General features: G+C 69.7%; 17 protein-coding genes. 5 read left to right on the top strand and 12 right to left on the bottom strand.

Going from position 1 to position 16,891, the window contains the following annotated elements; genetic code table 11:
* Nucleotides 1-42: 42 nt before the first annotated feature.
* A complete protein-coding gene (locus tag DJ75_RS18445; protein WP_176451402.1) occupies nt 43-186 on the bottom strand; it encodes a hypothetical protein in 144 nt (47 codons plus the stop codon).
* A 49-nt stretch (nt 187-235) separates the two neighbouring features.
* Between DJ75_RS18445 and trpB the strand changes: the two genes are divergently transcribed.
* On the top strand, nt 236-1,399 hold the full coding sequence (trpB, locus tag DJ75_RS01595) for a tryptophan synthase subunit beta (protein WP_094522129.1): 1,164 nt from the start codon (nt 236-238) through the stop codon (nt 1,397-1,399).
* A 34-nt stretch (nt 1,400-1,433) separates the two neighbouring features.
* Here the strand turns inward: trpB and DJ75_RS01590 are convergent, their stop codons facing one another.
* Nucleotides 1,434-2,051: a GNAT family N-acetyltransferase gene (locus DJ75_RS01590; RefSeq protein WP_094522128.1), complete on the bottom strand. Its 618-nt coding sequence runs from the start codon at nt 2,049-2,051 to the stop codon at nt 1,434-1,436.
* A gap of 193 nt (nt 2,052-2,244) precedes the next feature.
* On the opposite strand from DJ75_RS01590, the gene DJ75_RS01585 reads away from it, so the two are divergent.
* Complete coding sequence (locus tag DJ75_RS01585; protein WP_249269046.1) at nt 2,245-2,691, top strand: peptidylprolyl isomerase; 447 nt, start codon at nt 2,245-2,247, stop codon at nt 2,689-2,691.
* A gap of 582 nt (nt 2,692-3,273) precedes the next feature.
* Here DJ75_RS01585 and DJ75_RS01580 read toward each other — a convergent pair.
* On the bottom strand, nt 3,274-3,558 hold the full coding sequence (locus DJ75_RS01580; RefSeq protein WP_094522126.1) for a hypothetical protein: 285 nt from the start codon (nt 3,556-3,558) through the stop codon (nt 3,274-3,276).
* 271 nt (nt 3,559-3,829) lie between these two features.
* On the opposite strand from DJ75_RS01580, the gene DJ75_RS01575 reads away from it, so the two are divergent.
* Nucleotides 3,830-5,038: a pyridoxal-phosphate dependent enzyme gene (locus DJ75_RS01575; protein WP_094522125.1), complete on the top strand. Its 1,209-nt coding sequence runs from the start codon at nt 3,830-3,832 to the stop codon at nt 5,036-5,038.
* Nucleotides 5,039-5,096: 58 nt separating this feature from the next.
* Nucleotides 5,097-5,531 (top strand): hypothetical protein, encoded by a 435-nt coding sequence (locus DJ75_RS01570; RefSeq protein ID WP_094522124.1) that lies wholly within the window; start codon nt 5,097-5,099, stop codon nt 5,529-5,531.
* Nucleotides 5,532-5,577: 46 nt separating this feature from the next.
* On the opposite strand, the gene DJ75_RS01565 is transcribed toward DJ75_RS01570, so the two are convergent.
* The 6 genes from DJ75_RS01565 to dgoD all read right to left on the bottom strand — a co-directional run bounded on the left by DJ75_RS01565 (nt 5,578) and on the right by dgoD (nt 11,903).
* Nucleotides 5,578-5,865, bottom strand: a complete 288-nt coding sequence (locus DJ75_RS01565) for a lipoyl domain-containing protein (RefSeq protein ID WP_094522123.1) — start codon at nt 5,863-5,865, stop codon at nt 5,578-5,580.
* Nucleotides 5,862-6,890: an alpha-ketoacid dehydrogenase subunit beta gene (locus tag DJ75_RS01560; protein WP_094522122.1), complete on the bottom strand. Its 1,029-nt coding sequence runs from the start codon at nt 6,888-6,890 to the stop codon at nt 5,862-5,864. Before DJ75_RS01560 ends, DJ75_RS01565 begins: the two co-directional genes overlap by 4 nt.
* The gene (locus DJ75_RS01555; protein ID WP_176451403.1) at nt 6,883-7,929 is read right to left on the bottom strand and encodes a thiamine pyrophosphate-dependent dehydrogenase E1 component subunit alpha; all 1,047 of its coding nucleotides are present in this window, start codon (nt 7,927-7,929) and stop codon (nt 6,883-6,885) included. The genes DJ75_RS01560 and DJ75_RS01555 overlap by 8 nt, the downstream gene beginning before the upstream one ends.
* Nucleotides 7,930-8,082: 153 nt before the next feature.
* A complete protein-coding gene (locus DJ75_RS01550) occupies nt 8,083-9,246 on the bottom strand; it encodes a hypothetical protein (RefSeq protein ID WP_094522121.1) in 1,164 nt (387 codons plus the stop codon).
* Between the two features lie 611 nt (nt 9,247-9,857).
* Nucleotides 9,858-10,679, bottom strand: a complete 822-nt coding sequence (locus tag DJ75_RS01545; protein ID WP_094522120.1) for an SDR family NAD(P)-dependent oxidoreductase — start codon at nt 10,677-10,679, stop codon at nt 9,858-9,860.
* 69 nt (nt 10,680-10,748) lie between these two features.
* Complete coding sequence (gene dgoD, locus DJ75_RS01540; protein WP_094522119.1) at nt 10,749-11,903, bottom strand: galactonate dehydratase; 1,155 nt, start codon at nt 11,901-11,903, stop codon at nt 10,749-10,751.
* Between the two features lie 121 nt (nt 11,904-12,024).
* Between dgoD and DJ75_RS01535 the strand changes: the two genes are divergently transcribed.
* Entirely contained in the window at nt 12,025-12,666 is a 642-nt protein-coding gene (locus DJ75_RS01535; RefSeq protein ID WP_094522118.1) for a bifunctional 4-hydroxy-2-oxoglutarate aldolase/2-dehydro-3-deoxy-phosphogluconate aldolase, read from the top strand.
* A gap of 15 nt (nt 12,667-12,681) precedes the next feature.
* On the opposite strand, the gene rdfA is transcribed toward DJ75_RS01535, so the two are convergent.
* The 3 genes from rdfA to DJ75_RS01520 form a co-directional block, all read right to left on the bottom strand.
* Nucleotides 12,682-13,305, bottom strand: a complete 624-nt coding sequence (gene rdfA / locus DJ75_RS01530; protein ID WP_094522117.1) for a rod-determining factor RdfA — start codon at nt 13,303-13,305, stop codon at nt 12,682-12,684.
* Between the two features lie 99 nt (nt 13,306-13,404).
* A complete protein-coding gene (locus DJ75_RS01525; protein ID WP_094522116.1) occupies nt 13,405-15,372 on the bottom strand; it encodes an archaea-specific SMC-related protein in 1,968 nt (655 codons plus the stop codon).
* A gap of 42 nt (nt 15,373-15,414) precedes the next feature.
* Nucleotides 15,415-16,764 (bottom strand): DUF362 domain-containing protein, encoded by a 1,350-nt coding sequence (locus tag DJ75_RS01520; RefSeq protein WP_094522115.1) that lies wholly within the window; start codon nt 16,762-16,764, stop codon nt 15,415-15,417.
* Nucleotides 16,765-16,891 lie beyond the last annotated feature (127 nt).

The raw sequence follows: 16,891 nt of genomic DNA, 5'->3' as shown, positions 1-16,891 counted from the left end.
GACCGATCCCGCGGAAAGCGGGTGAGCGACGGGGCCCGCGCGTCACTCGCCGCCGACCGTCGTCGTCACCCGAAACGTCTCCGGGGGGTTGAGGATGCCGGCGACGGTCCCCATCGAGTGAACGACGGTGATCAGGGAGGCGCGTCGCGCTCTCGAAACGCCGCCACACCCGGCGATCGCACACACCGCCCGCCGCCGCACGTAGTTTTTTGAAATCCGACGCCTCACATTAGTCATGGCCACACCTGGCGAGTTTGGTGAGTTCGGTGGTCGTCACGTTCCCGAACCGCTCGAAGAACCGCTGGCCGAGTTAGCGGCCGCGTACGAGGACGCGATCGGTGACGAGGAGTTCATGGCCGAGCTCCGGCATCTCCTCGAACACTTCGCCGGTCGTCCGACGCCGGTGTTTCACGCGGAAACGCTGAGCGAGCGATACGGCGCCGACATCTACCTCAAACACGAGGACCTCCTCCACGGCGGGGCCCACAAGCTCAACAACACGCTCGGACAGGCCCTGTTGGCGAAGCGCGCCGGTAAAGAGCGGCTGATCGCCGAGACGGGGGCCGGCCAACACGGCACCGCGACCGCGATGGTCGGCGCCCTCCTCGACCTGGACACGACGGTGTACATGGGCCGCCACGACATGCGGCGACAGGAGATGAACGTCTTCCGGATGCGGCTGATGGGCGCCGACGTGGAGCCGGTCGAGCGCGGCAACGAGGGGCTCGCGGAGGCCGTCGACGCCGCCTTAGAGGACTTCGCCGCCAACGTCGACTCGACCCACTACCTCGTCGGGAGCGTCGTCGGTCCCGACCCGTTCCCGCGGATGGTGCGCGAGTTCCAGTCCGTCATCGGCACCGAGGCGCGCGAACAGATCCGAGAGCTGCACGGGTCGCTCCCCGACGCGTGCGTCGCGTGCGTCGGCGGCGGGTCGAACTCCATCGGGCTCTGGCACGCGTTCAAAGACGACGACGTCAAGTTCTACGGCGCCGAGCCGGGCGGGATCGACGACGAGAACCACTCGGCGCCCCTCTCGAAGACTGAACAGGACGAGCCGCGGATCTTCCAGGGGATGAAGACGAAGACGATCGGCGACGACACCCAGAACCACTCCGTGTCGGCCGGTCTCGATTACCCGGCCATCGGGCCGGAACACGCCGCGCTGCAGGAGATGGGCCGCGCCGAGTACCACGCCGTCTCCGACGACGAGGCGCTGGCCGCGTTCCGCGAGCTGAGCGAGGCCGAGGGGATCATCCCGGCCCTGGAGCCGGCGCACGCCCTCGCGCTGGCCGCCAAGCTCGCCGAGGACGACCGCCACGACACGCTGCTGGTCAACCTCTGCGGCCGCGGCGACAAGGACATGCAGACGGCCGCCGAGCACTTCGACCTCGCGGACTGAGTCGGGGCGACGCGACGGGAGCGCGCGTCGGCGCTCACAGCTCTTTTTCGAAGTGAACGAGCTCGTACGCGCCGGCGACGGAGCGGGCCGCCTCTTCGTAGCCGTGCGCGCGGTAGAACTCGAGGGCCGCCGCCTGCCGAGTCGACGTCGTGGCGAGCAGGGTCCCGAAATCCGCGGCGGCCGCGCGGCGTTCGAGCTCGCGGAGGAGGGCCCGACCGTACCCGCGTCGCTGGTACGGCGGAGCGACGCGCATCCGATGGAGCTCGGCCGCGCCGGGTCGGTCTCGCTCCTCGCCGTGGCCGGCGCGGTTCGGGAGGTAACCGCCCATCGCCGCGAGCGTGCCGTCGCGGGTGGCGAGACCGGTCTCGGACGCCTCGGCGGCGTCGGCCGCGGCGTCGGTTGAGCTGTCCGCGGGACCCGTCAGGCCGTTCGTGGGGGCGGCCGGGCCGTCCGAGGGATCGGTCGCGTCGACGACGCCGACGACGAACTCGCCCCCGGCTTCGAGGTACGACGCCTCGACCGCGCTCAGGTCGTCCGTGCCGGGAACGTCGGTCGGGTCGACGCCGGCGTCCCTGAGCGCCCACTCGTGGAGGGCCCACACGGCCGCTTCGTCCCGCGGATCGTACGTCCGGAGCCGCAATCCAGCCGTCACTACGTGCGACGGTACTCGCGCGTCGGCTTGAACATACGGGTCTCCGTCGAACTCCCCGACCGACGACTGACACCGAGCCAATCCCGACCGGTGCAGGGGGCTCGCGGACGGGTCCCGACCGCAGGCGCTCGATGCAACAGACTTTCCGTCTGGCACCTCTCGTGTTCGTATGACGATAGAGACCGGCGATTCTGTGACGCTCGAGTACACTGGGCGGCTCGACGACGAGACTGTGTTCGACACCTCTCGGCAGTCCGTCGCCGAGGAGACGGGCCTCGCCGAGGCCCAGCCCGATCGAGAGTACGCGCCGCTCACGGTCGAAATCGGCGACGAACAGGTCATCGAGGGGATGGAGGAGGGACTCATCGGCCTCGAGGCCGGGGAGACGGACACCCTGACCATCCCGCCGGAGAAGGCCTACGGCGAGCCAACCGACGAGAATATTCAGACGTTCGACACCGACGAGCTCCGCGAGATGCTCGGAGGCCAGACGCCCGAGGAGGGCTCGTATCTCGAGGCTCAGAACGGCCGTCAGGGCGAGGTCGTCCACGTCGACGATGAGGTCGTCCGAGTGGACTTCAACCCGCGCCTCGCCGGGGAAACGCTGACGTTCGACGTCGAAATCGTCGACGTCAACTGATCCCGAACGGAGGCGTCTCCGGCGGTCGACGGGAGCGGCGGCGAGCGGGGGACGATGGCCCGGTCGGACTTCTCGGGCTTCTCGGGCTTCGGCGGAACCGGCCCGAGACGCGGGCGCCGCGTAATCAGCCGTTTAATACGTCTCGTACTCGGAGAGCCGGCCGGCCGGGCGAGAAGAGACGCGCGGCTCTCGCGAGGTCTCGCTTCGGGCGGCGTCGCGCCCGGTTTTGACGGACGCGGGTCGCTCGGGACGGCCTTCCGACCTGACAACGAAGCATAGAATGCGGTTATCCCCGACAGCGACGTAGCTCTCTCCGGAGTACTGATACCCAAATGATAGACACCCGTCCGGTCCTCTGCAGGCGGTGCGGCGGTCCGACCGACGTCACCGACGTGGTCGTGAGACATTCCCCGTCCGATCCGCTGGTCGTCTCCGAGTGCGCCGGCTGCGGCGCGATAGTCGGCGTCGGCGCCCATCGGTAGCCCTCAGGAGTCTCGGTGTCGTCGGACGCGCCGCTCGTCTCGGCGGGGCGGCGCAGCCGGACCGGTCGCCTCCGCGCCGAGACGAGCGGCGGCCCGGGAGTCAGAACGAGGTCTCGTCCGACTCGACGGCGGCGCGCCCGCGGTCGTCGTACCCCTTTCGACCGACGGCGTCCTCCGGGAGCAGCGAGGTGACGAACTCCTCCAGTTCGGCCTCGGACCGGAAGGCGTCCGGCTCGTCGTCGACCACGTCGAGGATCTCCGGAAGCGGCATCGTCTCGCCGTTCGCGAACTCGACGACGCCGTCGTCGCACTCCTCGACGACGGTGTCGTACGTGACGGGGTACTGGCAGTCGCAGACGTCGGTCATCGCCGCTTCCACGTCCATGTTTATTTTTCGTGATGAATACTGAAAAGGCTGGTGCCGGCGGCGCTCGCCGGCGATCGCGGTCGGTGGTCGTGTACCGTGTGCCGTTCGGTGGTCGCGGAACGGATGCCGTTCGATGGTCGCGGAACGGATGCCGTTCGGTGGTCGCGGAACGGATGCCGTTCGGTGGTCGCGGAACGCGTACCGGGCGGCGGTCTGACGGGAGCGGCGAGATGGGTGAGGGCCTCCGCGGGTCGGAGAGTATACGTTGCCGCGCGCCGCAGAACGCTCCATGTCTCCCGCACTGCGGTGTTACCGATGTGGAGATCGCTACCGGGACCCGCTCCGCGTCCGTTGCGACTGCGGAGAGCCGCTCTGGTTCGAGCCCGACGCGGCGGCGTTCGGCTGGGAGGACTGCCGGGCGTACGACGGCGCGTGGCGGTACGAGCCGCTCTTGCCGATCGACCGGCCCGAGGGCGTCGCTCGCGCCGCGGGCGGCACCCCGCTGGTCAGGAGCGAGGGCCTCGACGACGCCGCGGGCTGTCGCGTGTACGTCAAATACGAGGGCGAACACCCGACCGGCGCGTACAAGGACCGGGGCAGCGCCGCGGCCGTCCCGCACGCGGTCGCCGCGGCGGACGGCGCCGTCGGAACCGTCTCGTACGGCAACATGGCGATGAGCACCGCCGCCCACGCCGCGAGCCTCGACAGGGAGTGCGTCGTCCTCGTTCCCGACGACATCTCCCCGGTCCGACTCGAGCTCATCGGCCAGTACGAGCCGACGATCGTGCGCGTCGACGGCGACTACGGGGCCCTCTACGGCGACGCGCTCGACCTCTCCGACGAACTCCCGGTCCGGTTCCTCGTCAGCGACGCCCCGGCTCGGATAAGCGGATACGCGACCGCGATGTTCGAGATCTGCGAGGCGTTCGCCCCCGACGCGCCCGACGCGGTCGTCCTGCCGACGAGTTCCGGCGGGTTCGCCTCGGGGCTCTGGCGCGGGATCCGCGACCTCGAGGCCGCCGGACTCCTCGACGACCCCCCGCGGCTGTGCCTCGTCCAGACCGCCGCATCAGACCCGATAACGCGGGCGTTCGAGTCGGGCGCGACCGACCCGACGCCCATCGCGCCCGACGAGACCGGCGAGACGATCGCTCACTCGATCGGGAACCCGGACCCGCCGAGCGGCGGTCGCGCGCTCGCCGCGGTCCGCGACACCGCCGGCGCCGTCGTCTCCGTCGACGACGACGAGATACGAGCCGCGCAGCGGCGGTTCGCGGTCGACGGCGGATTCTGCGTCGAGCCGGCGTCGGCGGCGTCGCTCGCGGGCGCGACCCGGCTGTCGGAGCGCGGCGAGATCGCCGCCGACGACGCCGTCGTCCTCGTTCCGACCGGGACGGGGTTCAAAGAGCTCGGGACCGGCGACGCGTCGGTGGCGACCGAGCGGACGAACCGGTCGGCCCTCCCGGAACGGCTCGCCTCGCTGCTCGGCGCCCGCTGATCCCGACGGCGGAGAATCTCCGCGTCCGCTTATCTCGTCGCGGTACGAACGCCGACTGATGAGACTCACACCCGGATCGAAAACGGGGTCGGTTCGACCGCACGCGCTCCTGTATCCGCTGGGCGTCTGGGCGGTGATGGCTGTCGTCGCCGTCGCCAACGGCGTCTTCCGAGAAGTCTTCCTCATCCCCCGCATCGGCGACTACCTCGGACACGTGGCGAGCACCGCGCTCCTCGTCGCCGCGATACTCCTCGTCTCGTTCGCCTACTTCTCGCGGACGCCGATCGAGTACGGACGGACCGAACGCATCGGTGTCGGCGTTCTCTGGACGACGCTCACCGTCGGCTTCGAGTTCGTCGTCGGGTACGCGGAGGGCACGCCCGTCTCGGTCACGCTCGGGCAGTACGACGTGCTCGCGGGGCAGGTCTGGATCGCCGTCCCGATCGCGCTGCTCGTCTCTCCACTGCTGTTCGGACGGTATTTGGCTCGCTGACGCCTCGTGTCCCCGACAGTCGAGGGATGTCGGAAGCGGCGAGCGGTCACTCGGTCCGGAGCCATCCGAGCGTGTCGCCGATCTCGAACGCGTCGTCCTCGGCCACGACGACCTCGTCGAGCGTCCCGGCCACGGGCGCGGGGACGTCGACGCTCACCTTCTCGACCTGTATCTCACAGAGCGTGTCGCCCGCCTCGACCGACCGGCCCTCGCGGGCGAACCAGTCGACGAGGATGCCCTCGGTCTCGTCGACGTCCGCTTCCCAGTCGCCGGTCGCGCGGACCGCGACCCGCATCCCGGTGCCGCCGTCGGCCGCCAGTCGTCGCTCGCTCATTCCGCGGACAGGACCGCTCGAACGCGCTCCTCGATATCGCCCGCGTCCGGGATCACCTCGTCCTCCATCGGACGGGCGTACGGGATCGGGACGTCCGGGACGGCCACTCGCTCCACGGCGTCGAGCGCGCCGAGGTCGCGGTCGGCGACGCTCGCGACGACCTCTCCGGTGACGCCGAACGACCGGTAGTCCTCGTCGACGACGACGAGCCGCCCGGTCTTCCGGACCGACTCGAGGACGGTGTCGATGTCGAGCGGAACCAGCGTCCGGAGGTCGACGACCTCCACGTCGACGCCCGCCGCCGCGAGCGACTCCGCCGCGTCGAGCGCGCGGTGGACGTGGAGCCCGAGCGTGACCACGGTGACGTCGGCGCCCTCGCGCTTGACGTCCGCCGACCCGAAGGGAATGGTGTAGTCCGTCTCCGGGACCGGCGTCTTCGGGCCGTCGGGCGCCGGCATCCAGCCGATCCCCATCAGCCGCTTGTGGAACAGGTACATCACCGGGTCGTCGTCGCGGATCGCGTTGTGCATCAACCCCTTCGCGTCGTAGGCGGTCGACGGCACGACGACCTTCAGCCCGGGGACGTGCGCGAACGTCCCGTACAGGGTCTGCGAGTGCTGGGCCGCGTCGTTGTACGTCCCGCCGACGGCGGCCGTGAGCACGAGCGGCACGTTCACGTTGCCGCCGCTCATGTAGGTGTTCTTCGCGAGCTGGTTGTAGATCTGGTCCATCGCGACGCCGAAGAAGTCCGCGAACATCAGCTCCGCGACGGGCCGCATCCCCTCCTGCGCGGCGCCGACCGCCGCCCCGAGGTACGCGGTCTCGCTGATCGGTACGTCCATGATCCGGTCGCGGCCGAACTCGTCGAGCAGCCCCTGCGTGCTGTCGAAGATGCCGCCGTAGTCGGCGACGTCCTCGCCCATGTAGAACACCTCCTCGTTCTCGCGCATCTCGTGGGCGATCGACTCGACCATCGCGCGGCTCATCGTCAGCTCGCGGTCGACGACGCCCTCCGTCTCACTCATCGCCGTTCACCTCCGCGAGCTCGAACTCCGGTTCGTCCGTCGTCACGCCCGAGGGCGGGTTCACGAACACGTCCTCGTAGGCGTCCTCGGGCTCCGGCTGCGGCTGTTCTTTCGCCCACGCGATCGCCGCTTCGACCCGCGCTTCCGCGTCGTCGCGGACCGCCGCGAGTCCGTCGTCGTCGACGCCGTGGTCCCGCAGCGCCGACTCCATCCTGTCGATCGAGTCGCGAGCGAGCGCCGCCTCCTCGTCGTCCTCGGACCGGTACGTCTGCGGGTCGCCCATGAAGTGGCCCATCCGGCGGTGGACCTGCACCTCCAGGAGCGTGGGTCCGTTTCGGTCCCGAGCGCGCCCGACCGCCTCGCCCGCCGCCTCGTAGACGGCGAGGGCGTCGTCCCGGTCGACGCGGACGCCGGGCATGTCGAACCCGGCCGCCCGCTTCGAGCCGTCCTCTACGTCGGTGACGCGCTCTTTCGGCATGCTGATCGCCCAGTCGTTGTCCTCGACGACGAAGACGACCGGCAGGTCGCGGACGCTCGCGAAGTTCAGCGACTCGAGGAACGCCCCCTGGTCGATCGCCCCCTCGCCGAGGAACGCGACCGCGACGGCGTCCTCGTTCCGCTTTTTCGCCGCCAACGCCGCCCCGGCCGCCGGCGGACATCCCTCGGCGATGATCCCGCTACACGCGAAGTTCACGTCGGGGTCGAACAGGTGCATGTGACCGCCCTTCCCCTTGCCGAGACCGGTCTTCCGGCCGAATATCTCGGCGGTCATTCGCTTCAGATCGACGCCCTTCGCGATGGCGACGTGGTGCGGTCGGTGTGGCGCCGTCACGGTGTCGTCCGACCGGAGATGGTGACAGACGCCCACAGCGGCCGCTTCCTGGCCCGCCGCGAGGTGGAGTTCGCCGGGGATCGGTCCCGCGGAGATGTCGAACGCCGGCTGTTTCCCCTCCAGGTACTCCTCCTGGAGGCGTTCCTCGTAGTACCGCGCCGTTACCATGTCGGCGTACAGCTCGCGCATCTTGCCTACTGATACCATGCCACGGTAATGTACACGGTTAATAATACTAGATACTTCGGGTGATGTTCGAACGACATGTCCGACCCGTATCCGCCGCCGGCGGGTCGCTTTCCGGTCGCGTCGGTCCGCCTTCGGTCGCGTCGGTCCGCCTTCGGTCGCGGCTCCGGACGCCTAGCCCGGGTCGGCGACGATCCACGGCTTCTCGTCGGGGTCGTACTCGGCGATCGCCCCGCTGTGACTGCGCGTTTCGGGCGCGAGCACGCCGACGTGTTTCAGCTGCTGGACGAAGTTGAACAGGACGTTGGTGCGGATCACGTCCCGCCAGACCGACGGGTCTCGATAGAGCCGAGCGGTCTTCCCCCGCTCGATCAGCTCTCGGGCGCGGGCGGCGCCCCGCGTCGTGCAGAACGCGCTCAGGAAGACGTTCGGGTACTCGCGGACCAGCCGCTCGACGAGGTCGAGGAACTGCACGCGCGGCCCCTCCTTGCGGAGCGCGTCGAGCAGCAGGCCGAACTCGGGGTGTCTGGAGAACGAGTTCCGGAGGAGCACCGCGAGCGGCGGGTGGACCTCGGCGACCGTGTCCCGGCCGACGTCCGCCTTCGTCAACCGGAGGTCGTCGAGGTCCTCGATCCCGTACCCGCGGAGCACCGTCGCGGCCAGTTCGCCCTGCGAGGTCAGCTCGTGCGGCGAGCCGAGCGCGAGGAGGCCGAGGGTCCGAGCGCTCGCGACGGTCTCGTCGCCGGCGCCGAACCCGTACTCGTCGGCGATGACGTCGACGAGTTCGTCGCGCGCGAGCGGCCCGTACCGATCGAGGGCGACGACCGGCGCGAGGTAGTTCAGCGGTTGTGCGAGGCTCAGGGTCGTGACGTCGCCGCCGAACGCGTCGCTCCGAAGCCTGACGGACAGCTGTCCCTCGATGTCGGCGACCTCCTCGGCCGACTCCGCGCTCGGCGGGTCGCTCCACGAGGTCGCCCCGTCGGCGTCGACGCCGATGACGCCGACCCCCTTCGACCGGAGCAGGTTCGCGTGCGGCGCGACGGCCTCGCCGTCGCCCGCGAGGTACGAGACGTGCGCGCCCTGCTGGTACGTCATCGCCTGCCCGATGCCGCGGAGGAGGTTCGTCGACCCCTTCACCTCGATCGCGAACACGCGGTCCGCGTCGGTGAAGCCGAGCACGTCCGGGTACCGCCCCCGGATCGCGATCTCGTGGCGGCGACAGCGGTCGAGCACGTCGGCGTACGTCTCGCTGTGGGCGTCCGGGACGTGCACCAGCGGCTCGTAGTTCCGCTCGTCGAGCGCGGTCACGACGCGATCGAACACCGCCGCCTCGTCCATACGGGGCCGTGCGCCCCGCGGGCAATAAACGGTTCTCCCGCTCGATCGATGAGGTTCTCGACGACGCGGTGTTGACACGGCCGCGGATCGACGAATTACCAGATAAAAAGCTATTATATATTTCTTATATATTGCGGTTACGTGGATCGTCTCTGTTCGTTCCGTATCGGCGATCGCAGCGGCGTTTCGCGTCGACCGAGACGCTGATCTCTCACGACGACGGTCGTCGATATACGCCGTAAAAGGCCGTATGAACCGTTCGACTGGGATTCGAATCCAACGCGGACCGCTCGGCCGAGGGGATCGACAACCGAGGACTGAGCGGTGACGCTCGAACGAGTCGTAGACGCGCCGATCGACGGTAACCGTTCGTCGACGAGTCGGCGTCAGCGCCTGTTATTAGCGGCTTATCACCTGAGACAGAAATCAGCATGAACGCCGAAGTATCGACCGACTCCGCACGACTGACTCCCAAAAGCGAAATGACAGTAATATAGTATTTAAACTGAATAGTATATACTCTTATATACAGTTTGTCTGATCTCGATTCCACCTCCGCCGTCGACGGACCGCACTGCCACCGCACCGCCGTCGGAGTGGTCGCCGCGTCGTCACCGATTCCGGCGGTAGTCGAGGTAGCTGTCGTCCTGCATCACCTGCGAGCGCCCGCCGTCGACGAGGACGCTCTCGCCGGTGATGAAGTCCGCGTCGTCGCTCGCGAGGAACGCAGCGAGTCCGGCCACGTCGGCCGGTTTCCCGAGGCGACCGACCGGGTGGATGTCCTCCGTGTGCTCGTAGTCGTCGCCCAGTTCCTCCCGGGTCCGTTCGATCTCGATCCAGCCGGGGCTGATCGTGTTCACCGTGATCCCGTCTGGACCGAGCTCCAGCGCCAGCGCGCGGGTCATTCCGTTGATCCCGGCCTTGACCGCGTTGTACGGGAACAGCCCCGGCATCGTGAGGAACGCGTGGTTCGAGGAGGTGTTGAGTATCGTCCCGCCCGCGGGCATCCGCTCGGCCGCGTGCTTCGCGCACAGCCAGAACGACCGGAAGTCGGTCTCGACGACGAACTCCCAGTCGTCGATCGTCGCCTCGCGAGCGGTCGTCTCCGTCTGGACGCCCGCGTTGTTCACCAGCACGTCGATCCGCCCGTACTCCGCGACGGCGTGGTCGACGAGCGCCTCGATCTCCGCCGGCTCGCGCATGTCGGCCCGGACGAACGTCGCGTCGCCGCCCGCCGACTCGATCTCGTCGACGACGGCCTCGCCGCGGTCGGCGGAGCGCCCGGTCACCACGACCGCGGCGCCCTCGGCGGCGAAGCGACGGGCGACGCCCGCGCCGATCCCTCGGGTGGAGCCGGTGACGAGGGCGACGGTGTCCGCGTGTCTGTCCGCGACGGCGTTCTCGGTCGGATCGCTCGGTGACATACGTGTCATGCCGGCGCCGCCGGTCAAATAATCATCGCCCGCGGGTCCCCGCTCCCCTGGACGACCCCCGCTCTCGCCTCACCACTCGGCGACGCTCCCGTCGGCGTGCCGCCACACGGGGTTGTGCCAGTCCACGTCCCTCTCGGCCTGCTCGCGGACGTGCTCCTCGTCGATCTCGATCCCGAGCCCGGGGCCGTCGGGGATCCGCACGTACCCGTCCTCGTAGTCGAAGACGGACGGGTCCGCGAGGTAGTCGAGCACGTCGCTCGTCTCGTTGTAGTGGATGTCGAGGCTCTGCTCCTGGATGAAGGCGTTCGGCGAGCAGGCGTCCACCTGCAGGCAGGCGGCGAGCGCGATCGGGCCGAGCGGGCAGTGGGGGGCCATCGCCACGTCGTACGCCTCGGCCATCGCGGCGATCTTCCGCACCTCGGTGATCCCGCCCGCGTGCGAGAGGTCCGGCTGGATCACGTCGACGGCGCCGCTCTCGAACACCTCCTTGAAGTCCCACCGCGAGTACATGCGCTCGCCGGTCGCGATCGGCGTCGTCGTGTGCGCGGCGATCTGCGGGAGGGCGTCGTTGTGCCCCGACAGGACGGGCTCCTCGACGAACATGGGGTCGTACGGCTCCAGCGCCGCCACGAGGCGCTTCGCCGTCGGCTTGGACACCCGCCCGTGGAAGTCGACGCCGATCCCGACCTCGTCGCCGACGGCCTCCCGGACCTCGCGCAGTCGCCGCGCGGCGGCGTCGACGGTCGCGGGGTCGTCGACCCGCTCCATCTCCTCGGTCGCGTTCATCTTCAGCGCCGTGAACCCGGCCTCGACCTGTGCGCGGGCCTGCTCGGCCACGTCGGAGGGCCGATCGCCGCCGATCCACTGGTACACCCGAATGCGGTCGCGCGCCGCGCCGCCGAGCAGGTCGTGGACGGGGACGCCGAGTTGCTTCCCCTTGATGTCCCACAGCGCCTGGTCGACGCCGGCGATGGCGCTCATCAGCACCGGCCCGCCGCGGTAGAAGCCGCCGCGGTACATCGCCTGCCAGTGGTCCTCTATCCGACCGGCCTCCTCCCCGAGCAGGTAGCTCTCGAACAGCTCCTCGACGGCGGTCCGCACCGTCTTCGACCGCCCCTCGACGACCGGCTCTCCCCACCCGACCGTTCCGTCTGCGGTCTCGACGCGCAGGAAGAGCCACCGCGGCGGCACCTCGAACAGCTCGTAGTCGACGATTTCGCTCATCTGATCGCCTGGGAGTACCCCACCGGCGCTGTTAGTCGTTTCGGGTGGATCGGCGGTCGCCGGGAGCGAGCGTTGCCCGCGAGCCGTCCCATTTATTAGGGTCGCCGTCGCGGATGCGGGTATGCACTCACGACGAGCCGACCGGATCCGCGAGGGCGGGGTCGTCGCGATCCTCCGCGGCGTGGACCCGGACGCGGCGATCGACGTGGCGGACGCGGTCGTCGACGGCGGCGTCACGGCGCTCGAAGTGACCGCGGACACGCCGGCCGTCACGGAGACGATCGGCGCGCTCGCCGACCGGTTCGACGACGTCCTCGTCGGCGCCGGGACGGTCCTCGACGCGGAGACCGCCCGGGCGGTCCAGCTCGCGGGCGCCCAGTTCCTCGTCACGCCGACGGTCGACGCCGGCGTGATCGAGACCGCGAACCGCTACGGGACGCCGGTCGCGACCGGCGCGTTCACGCCGACGGAGGCCCTCCGCGCGTCCGAGGCCGGCGCCGACTTCGTGAAGGTGTTCCCGGCCGCGACCGGCGGACCCGAACACGTCGCGGCCCTCGGCGGCCCGCTCCCGCAGATCCCCCTGGTGCCCACCGGCGGGGTCGGCCCCGCGAACGCCGGCGACTACGTCGAGGCCGGCGCCGTCGCCGTCGGGGTCGGCAGCGCGATCGTCGACGACGACGCCGTCGCGAACGGGGAGTTCGAGCGCATCGCGGAGAACGCGCGCCGGACGGTCGACGCGGTCGCGGCGGCCAGAGAGCGGTAGTCGGCCGGTCGCGAGTCAGTCGCCGTCCGCCGCGGCGTCTCCGGTCTCGCAGCCGCAGCCGCCGCGCCGGATGAGCTCGCTGACAGGCGCGTCAGCCCCGCAGTGGGGACAGACGGCCCGCACGTCGACGAGGACATCGTAGTCGTCTCGGTCGAGCTCGTCGGCGTTCGCGAGCGACGAGATCGCCGACTCGCTGACCGCCGAGAGCCGCCCCTGCAGCTTCTCGATCGTCTGGATCTTCCGTTCGACGCGGCCCTCATCGTCGGTCGGGAGGCTCGCTCCGCGGTCCTCGGTGAGGTACGTGTGGATCGCCTGGTGCGTGACGAAGTCTCCCGTCAGCTCGTCGACGTCCACGCCCTTGCGTTCGAGCCGCCGTCGCGCCCGAGTCACTTCCGAGCCGGTCCCGTCCTGCAGCGCCTCGTACGTGCTCGATATCTCGACGTCGAGCGACGGGTTGGCGGTCTCGCGGACCGCCGCCGTCAACACCGCCTCGTTGAACTCGTCGGCGAGATCCCGCAGGCTCGTGCGCTCGCCCGTCTCGCCCGTCCACTCGGCCTCGAGCGTCGGCCCCATCTCGTCGAGGTCGTACGCCTCGATCACTCGGCCGACCTTCGTGTTCGGTCCGTCCTCGCCGGTCATACCGATCGATCGAGGGGTAGCGTTACAAGGGTATCGGTGTCACGCCGCGTTCCAGCACCGGACGGCGCCGGTTCCGAACCGATCAGTGGCGGTCCGGAGTCACTCGATCTGCTCGACGTACGCGTACTCGTCGGGGAGCGCGGCGGCGTCCTCGGGGAGCAGCGCGGCCACGAGGTAGTCGGCGTGGTCACGGAAGTAGTCGACCACGCGGGCGATGCGGTCCGAGTCGATCGCCTCCAGCGAGTCGAGGATGATGAACGGCACCGTCTCGTGGACGTCGTGAACCAGGTATCCCGCCAGGGCGAACACCAGTCCGGTCACCTCGCGCTCGCTCTCGGAGAGGTGGTCGACGGTGTCCTCGTACGCCGCGCCGTCGGGAGACGAGCGGACGATGTGGAGGTCGAACCGCGTCTGCGTGACCTTCTGCCGCCCCTCGCGCACGTCGGTCTCGCGGCGCTCGATCCAGATCCGGTCGAGGTTCTCGTACTCGAGGATGTCGAGGACGGTCGCCATGTGTTCGTTGAACTCCTCGACGGCGCTCTCCTCCAGCCGGTCGACCCGCGTTCGCAGCTCCGTCAACCGGTCCGCGACCGCCTCCCGCTCGGCTTCGAGATCCTCGCGGCGCTCGATCGCCTCCTCCCGCTCGTCGATCTGCGCTTCGATCTCCTCGATCTCGTCCTCTAGCCGCCCGATCCGGAGTTCGATCTCGTTGGCCTCGCGGTGGCGCTCCAGCGCCTCGTTGTGACCGTCCACGTCGATCGACTCGGCCTCCGCCTCCAGCTCCTCGATATCCGACTCCTTCGACTCGATCCGCGGTTCGAGGTCGGCGATTCGAGACTCCGTCGCCTCTATCTCCGAGTGGACCGTATCGAGCCGCTCCTCGGCGCGCTCGACCTCGCGTTCCGCCTCGCGCAGCGCGGACTGTCGGTCGGTGAGCTCCTGGATCTCCGAGCGCAGCTCGCTGCGCTCGTCGAGCCGCTCCGACCGCAGGTCCCGGAGGCGGTCGAGCGTCGTCTCGATCTGTTCGGTCTCGACCTCGGAGCCGCAAGTCCAACACGTCGTCCGGTCGTCGCCGGTCAGCGCGTCGGTCGGACTGTCGCCGGCCCGGGACGCCCCGTCGGCGTCGGCCGCGCCGTCGCCGCTCCGACCGACGTCGATGGCGGGCGCCGACCCGTCGAGCATGTCCTCGTTGAAGTTGATGACGCTGCCGAGCTCGTTAATCGCGTCGTCGAGCGACCGCTGGCGGCGGCGCAGCTCGTCGACGCGTCCGGCGAGCTGATCGGGGCTCTCCTCCGGCTCCTGTGCCGACTCGATCGTCTGCCGGAGCTCGTCCCGCTCCGCCTTCAGCTCCGTCAGCGTCGACCGCTCGGTCTCGAGGTCGAACTCGAGGTCGTCGAGCTCCGAGCGGGCGTCGCGAACGCGCTGGAACGCCTCCTCGAGCTCCCGCTTCCGGGTGCGGCTCTCCTCGACGCCGGCGTCGAGGTCGTTCAGCTCCTCCCTGACCGCTTCGAGCTCCGCCTCGGCGTCGTCGAGGGCCGACCGCTTCTCCCGGAGCTCGGCCTCGAGCTCGGGGAGGTCCCGTTCGAGCCCGTCGAGTCGGTCGATCTCGGATTCGATCTCGGACCGCTCCTGTTTGCACTCCCGGATCTCGGCGTCGATCGAGTCGGTGTCGATCGGGCGCATGATGATCTCCTGGAGGTCGTCGCCGCGCGCGACGGCCCGACGCGCCTCGTTGTTCTCTAACAGGAACGCGAACAGGTCCGCGAGCTCCGGGTCGTCGAGGTACGGGTCGCCGCCGAACGCGACCGAGTCGCCGCGTCTCGTCAGCGTCCGGGTGTACGTCTCGTCCCCGACTTCGAGGGTCACCGCGCCCTCGTCTGCGTCGCCCTTCAACGAGCTCCGACGACTCCCGAGCCCGGCCATCAGCGCCTGCAGGAAGGACGTCCGGTTCGTCGCGTTTCGCCCGGCCAACACCGAGACCCCCTCGGGGAGGGTCACGGACGCCTCGTCGATGCCGCCAACGTTTCGAACGTCGACGCGCACGACCGATTGAGAGGTCTGAACCATCGGTTATCTTACTCAATCCTCTCACGGACTTAAATCTATCTTTCAATCGCCGCCGTCTCCGGTTTCGTGCGGCGTCGGCGCGACGAACCGGCCGTCGTCGAACTCGATCGGGCTCGGCTCCGCGAGGACCCGCAGGTCGTCGCGTTCGCGCGCCTCCTCGACGAGCGCCGGAGAGGCGTACAGCCGGCCGAGCCGCATCGTGTCCGTCGCCCGAAGCACGCGGGCGTCGTCGGGGCCGACGACGCCGACGGTCGACAGCGAGGCGACGAGGCCGGCGCGGTCCGTCTCGACGACCGGCGGGAGTCGAACCCCCCGCGTCGTACTCGCGGTGATCGCGTTGATGAGGGTGGTCGAGCTGTCGAGTTCGGCGGCCAGGTCGCGGCCGACGAAGTCCGCGGAGCCCATCCCCATGGCGTTGCCGTGTGTCGTCTCCGTCAGCCCTCGCACGAAGATCCGCTTGACGTCCGGCAGCTCCGGCTCCGGCTCGTTGATCGCGAACGGGCGGCGACCGATCACGTTCGTGTCCATCCCCTGTCCGCTGACGTCTTTGCCCTGTCGGTCGAGGACTAACACGTCGACGTCGTCGAACGGGATCGTCGGCAGGCGGTCGTACGCGAGCTCCAGCAGCTCCGCCTCGCGGTCGAGGAAGCCGGACGGGGGGACGCCCTCGATCACGGCGGTGTCGTCGAACTGGTCCTCGACGATCGCGACGCCGCCCGCGACCGGGAGCTCGGCCAGCAGCTTCTCCGCGATCTCCGGGATCATGTTCCGGAAGCTCCAGTCGATCGCCCACTCGTGTGCGGTCTTCGCCCCTCGCTGTTTCCCCATGCCGATGACGAGCATCTTCGAGAGGCCGCTCTCGACGGGGCCGTCGTAGTCGGTGTGGGGCTTCACCCGGTTGACCGGGACGATCGCGTCGGCGCCGGCGGCGTGCGCGTCCGCGTACACGGGAACGCCCCGGTCCGGCGTCTCGCCGACGCGGACGACCTCCATGCTCGACCGGATCTCGCAGCCGATCGCCGCAGGGGTCACGCCGAGGGATTCGAGCATCTCCCGCTGTCCCTCCGCGGTCGCCCCGCCGTGGCTCCCCATTGCCGGGAACACGAAGGGGTCGTAGCCGGCGTCCTCGATCGCGCCGACGACGCCGCTCACGATCGACGGGAGGTTCGCTATCCCGCGGCTGCCGGCGCCGACGGCGACCTCGCCGCCCTCGGGAACCCCGGCGAACTCCAGCGACGCCACCGCCTCGGCGGCCGCGGCCTCGACGCGATCGCTCGGGATCGGATCGGTGTCCCAGTCGCGCTCGATGAGCCCCAGATCCGGGAGCGGTCGGTCGCCGCACGCGTCGAGCACGGTCGCCTCGGGCACGACGAGGTCGTCGAGTGAGTCCATGCGAACGACTCCCGCTCGACCGACATAAACGTGGGGGCCGCGGCGCGATTCGTCCCGAAACCGACCCCCCGCGACCGTCCCCCACGATCGGCACCTGCGACCGTCGATCCCGCGACCGGTCCCGGCG

It is taken from the genome of Halorubrum sp. Eb13 (assembly GCF_002252895.1).
In the GTDB taxonomy this organism is placed as follows: Archaea; Halobacteriota; Halobacteria; order Halobacteriales; family Haloferacaceae; genus Halorubrum.
Note: the sequence above shows the minus strand (reverse complement) of the source record. Positions and strands in the feature narration are given on the sequence as shown.

Coding starts and splice junctions, on each gene's coding strand:
- trpB (WP_094522129.1), top strand. CDS start 236: ATGGCCACACCTGGCGAGTTTGGTGAGTTCGGTGGTCGTCACGTTCCC.
- DJ75_RS01580 (WP_094522126.1), bottom strand. CDS start 3,558: ATGGACGTGGAAGCGGCGATGACCGACGTCTGCGACTGCCAGTACCCC.
- DJ75_RS01575 (WP_094522125.1), top strand. CDS start 3,830: ATGTCTCCCGCACTGCGGTGTTACCGATGTGGAGATCGCTACCGGGAC.
- DJ75_RS01570 (WP_094522124.1), top strand. CDS start 5,097: ATGAGACTCACACCCGGATCGAAAACGGGGTCGGTTCGACCGCACGCG.
- DJ75_RS01565 (WP_094522123.1), bottom strand. CDS start 5,865: ATGAGCGAGCGACGACTGGCGGCCGACGGCGGCACCGGGATGCGGGTC.
- DJ75_RS01560 (WP_094522122.1), bottom strand. CDS start 6,890: ATGAGTGAGACGGAGGGCGTCGTCGACCGCGAGCTGACGATGAGCCGC.
- DJ75_RS01555 (WP_176451403.1), bottom strand. CDS start 7,929: ATGGTATCAGTAGGCAAGATGCGCGAGCTGTACGCCGACATGGTAACG.
- DJ75_RS01550 (WP_094522121.1), bottom strand. CDS start 9,246: ATGGACGAGGCGGCGGTGTTCGATCGCGTCGTGACCGCGCTCGACGAG.
- DJ75_RS01545 (WP_094522120.1), bottom strand. CDS start 10,679: ATGACACGTATGTCACCGAGCGATCCGACCGAGAACGCCGTCGCGGAC.
- dgoD (WP_094522119.1), bottom strand. CDS start 11,903: ATGAGCGAAATCGTCGACTACGAGCTGTTCGAGGTGCCGCCGCGGTGG.
- DJ75_RS01535 (WP_094522118.1), top strand. CDS start 12,025: ATGCACTCACGACGAGCCGACCGGATCCGCGAGGGCGGGGTCGTCGCG.
- rdfA (WP_094522117.1), bottom strand. CDS start 13,305: ATGACCGGCGAGGACGGACCGAACACGAAGGTCGGCCGAGTGATCGAG.
- DJ75_RS01525 (WP_094522116.1), bottom strand. CDS start 15,372: ATGGTTCAGACCTCTCAATCGGTCGTGCGCGTCGACGTTCGAAACGTT.
- DJ75_RS01520 (WP_094522115.1), bottom strand. CDS start 16,764: ATGGACTCACTCGACGACCTCGTCGTGCCCGAGGCGACCGTGCTCGAC.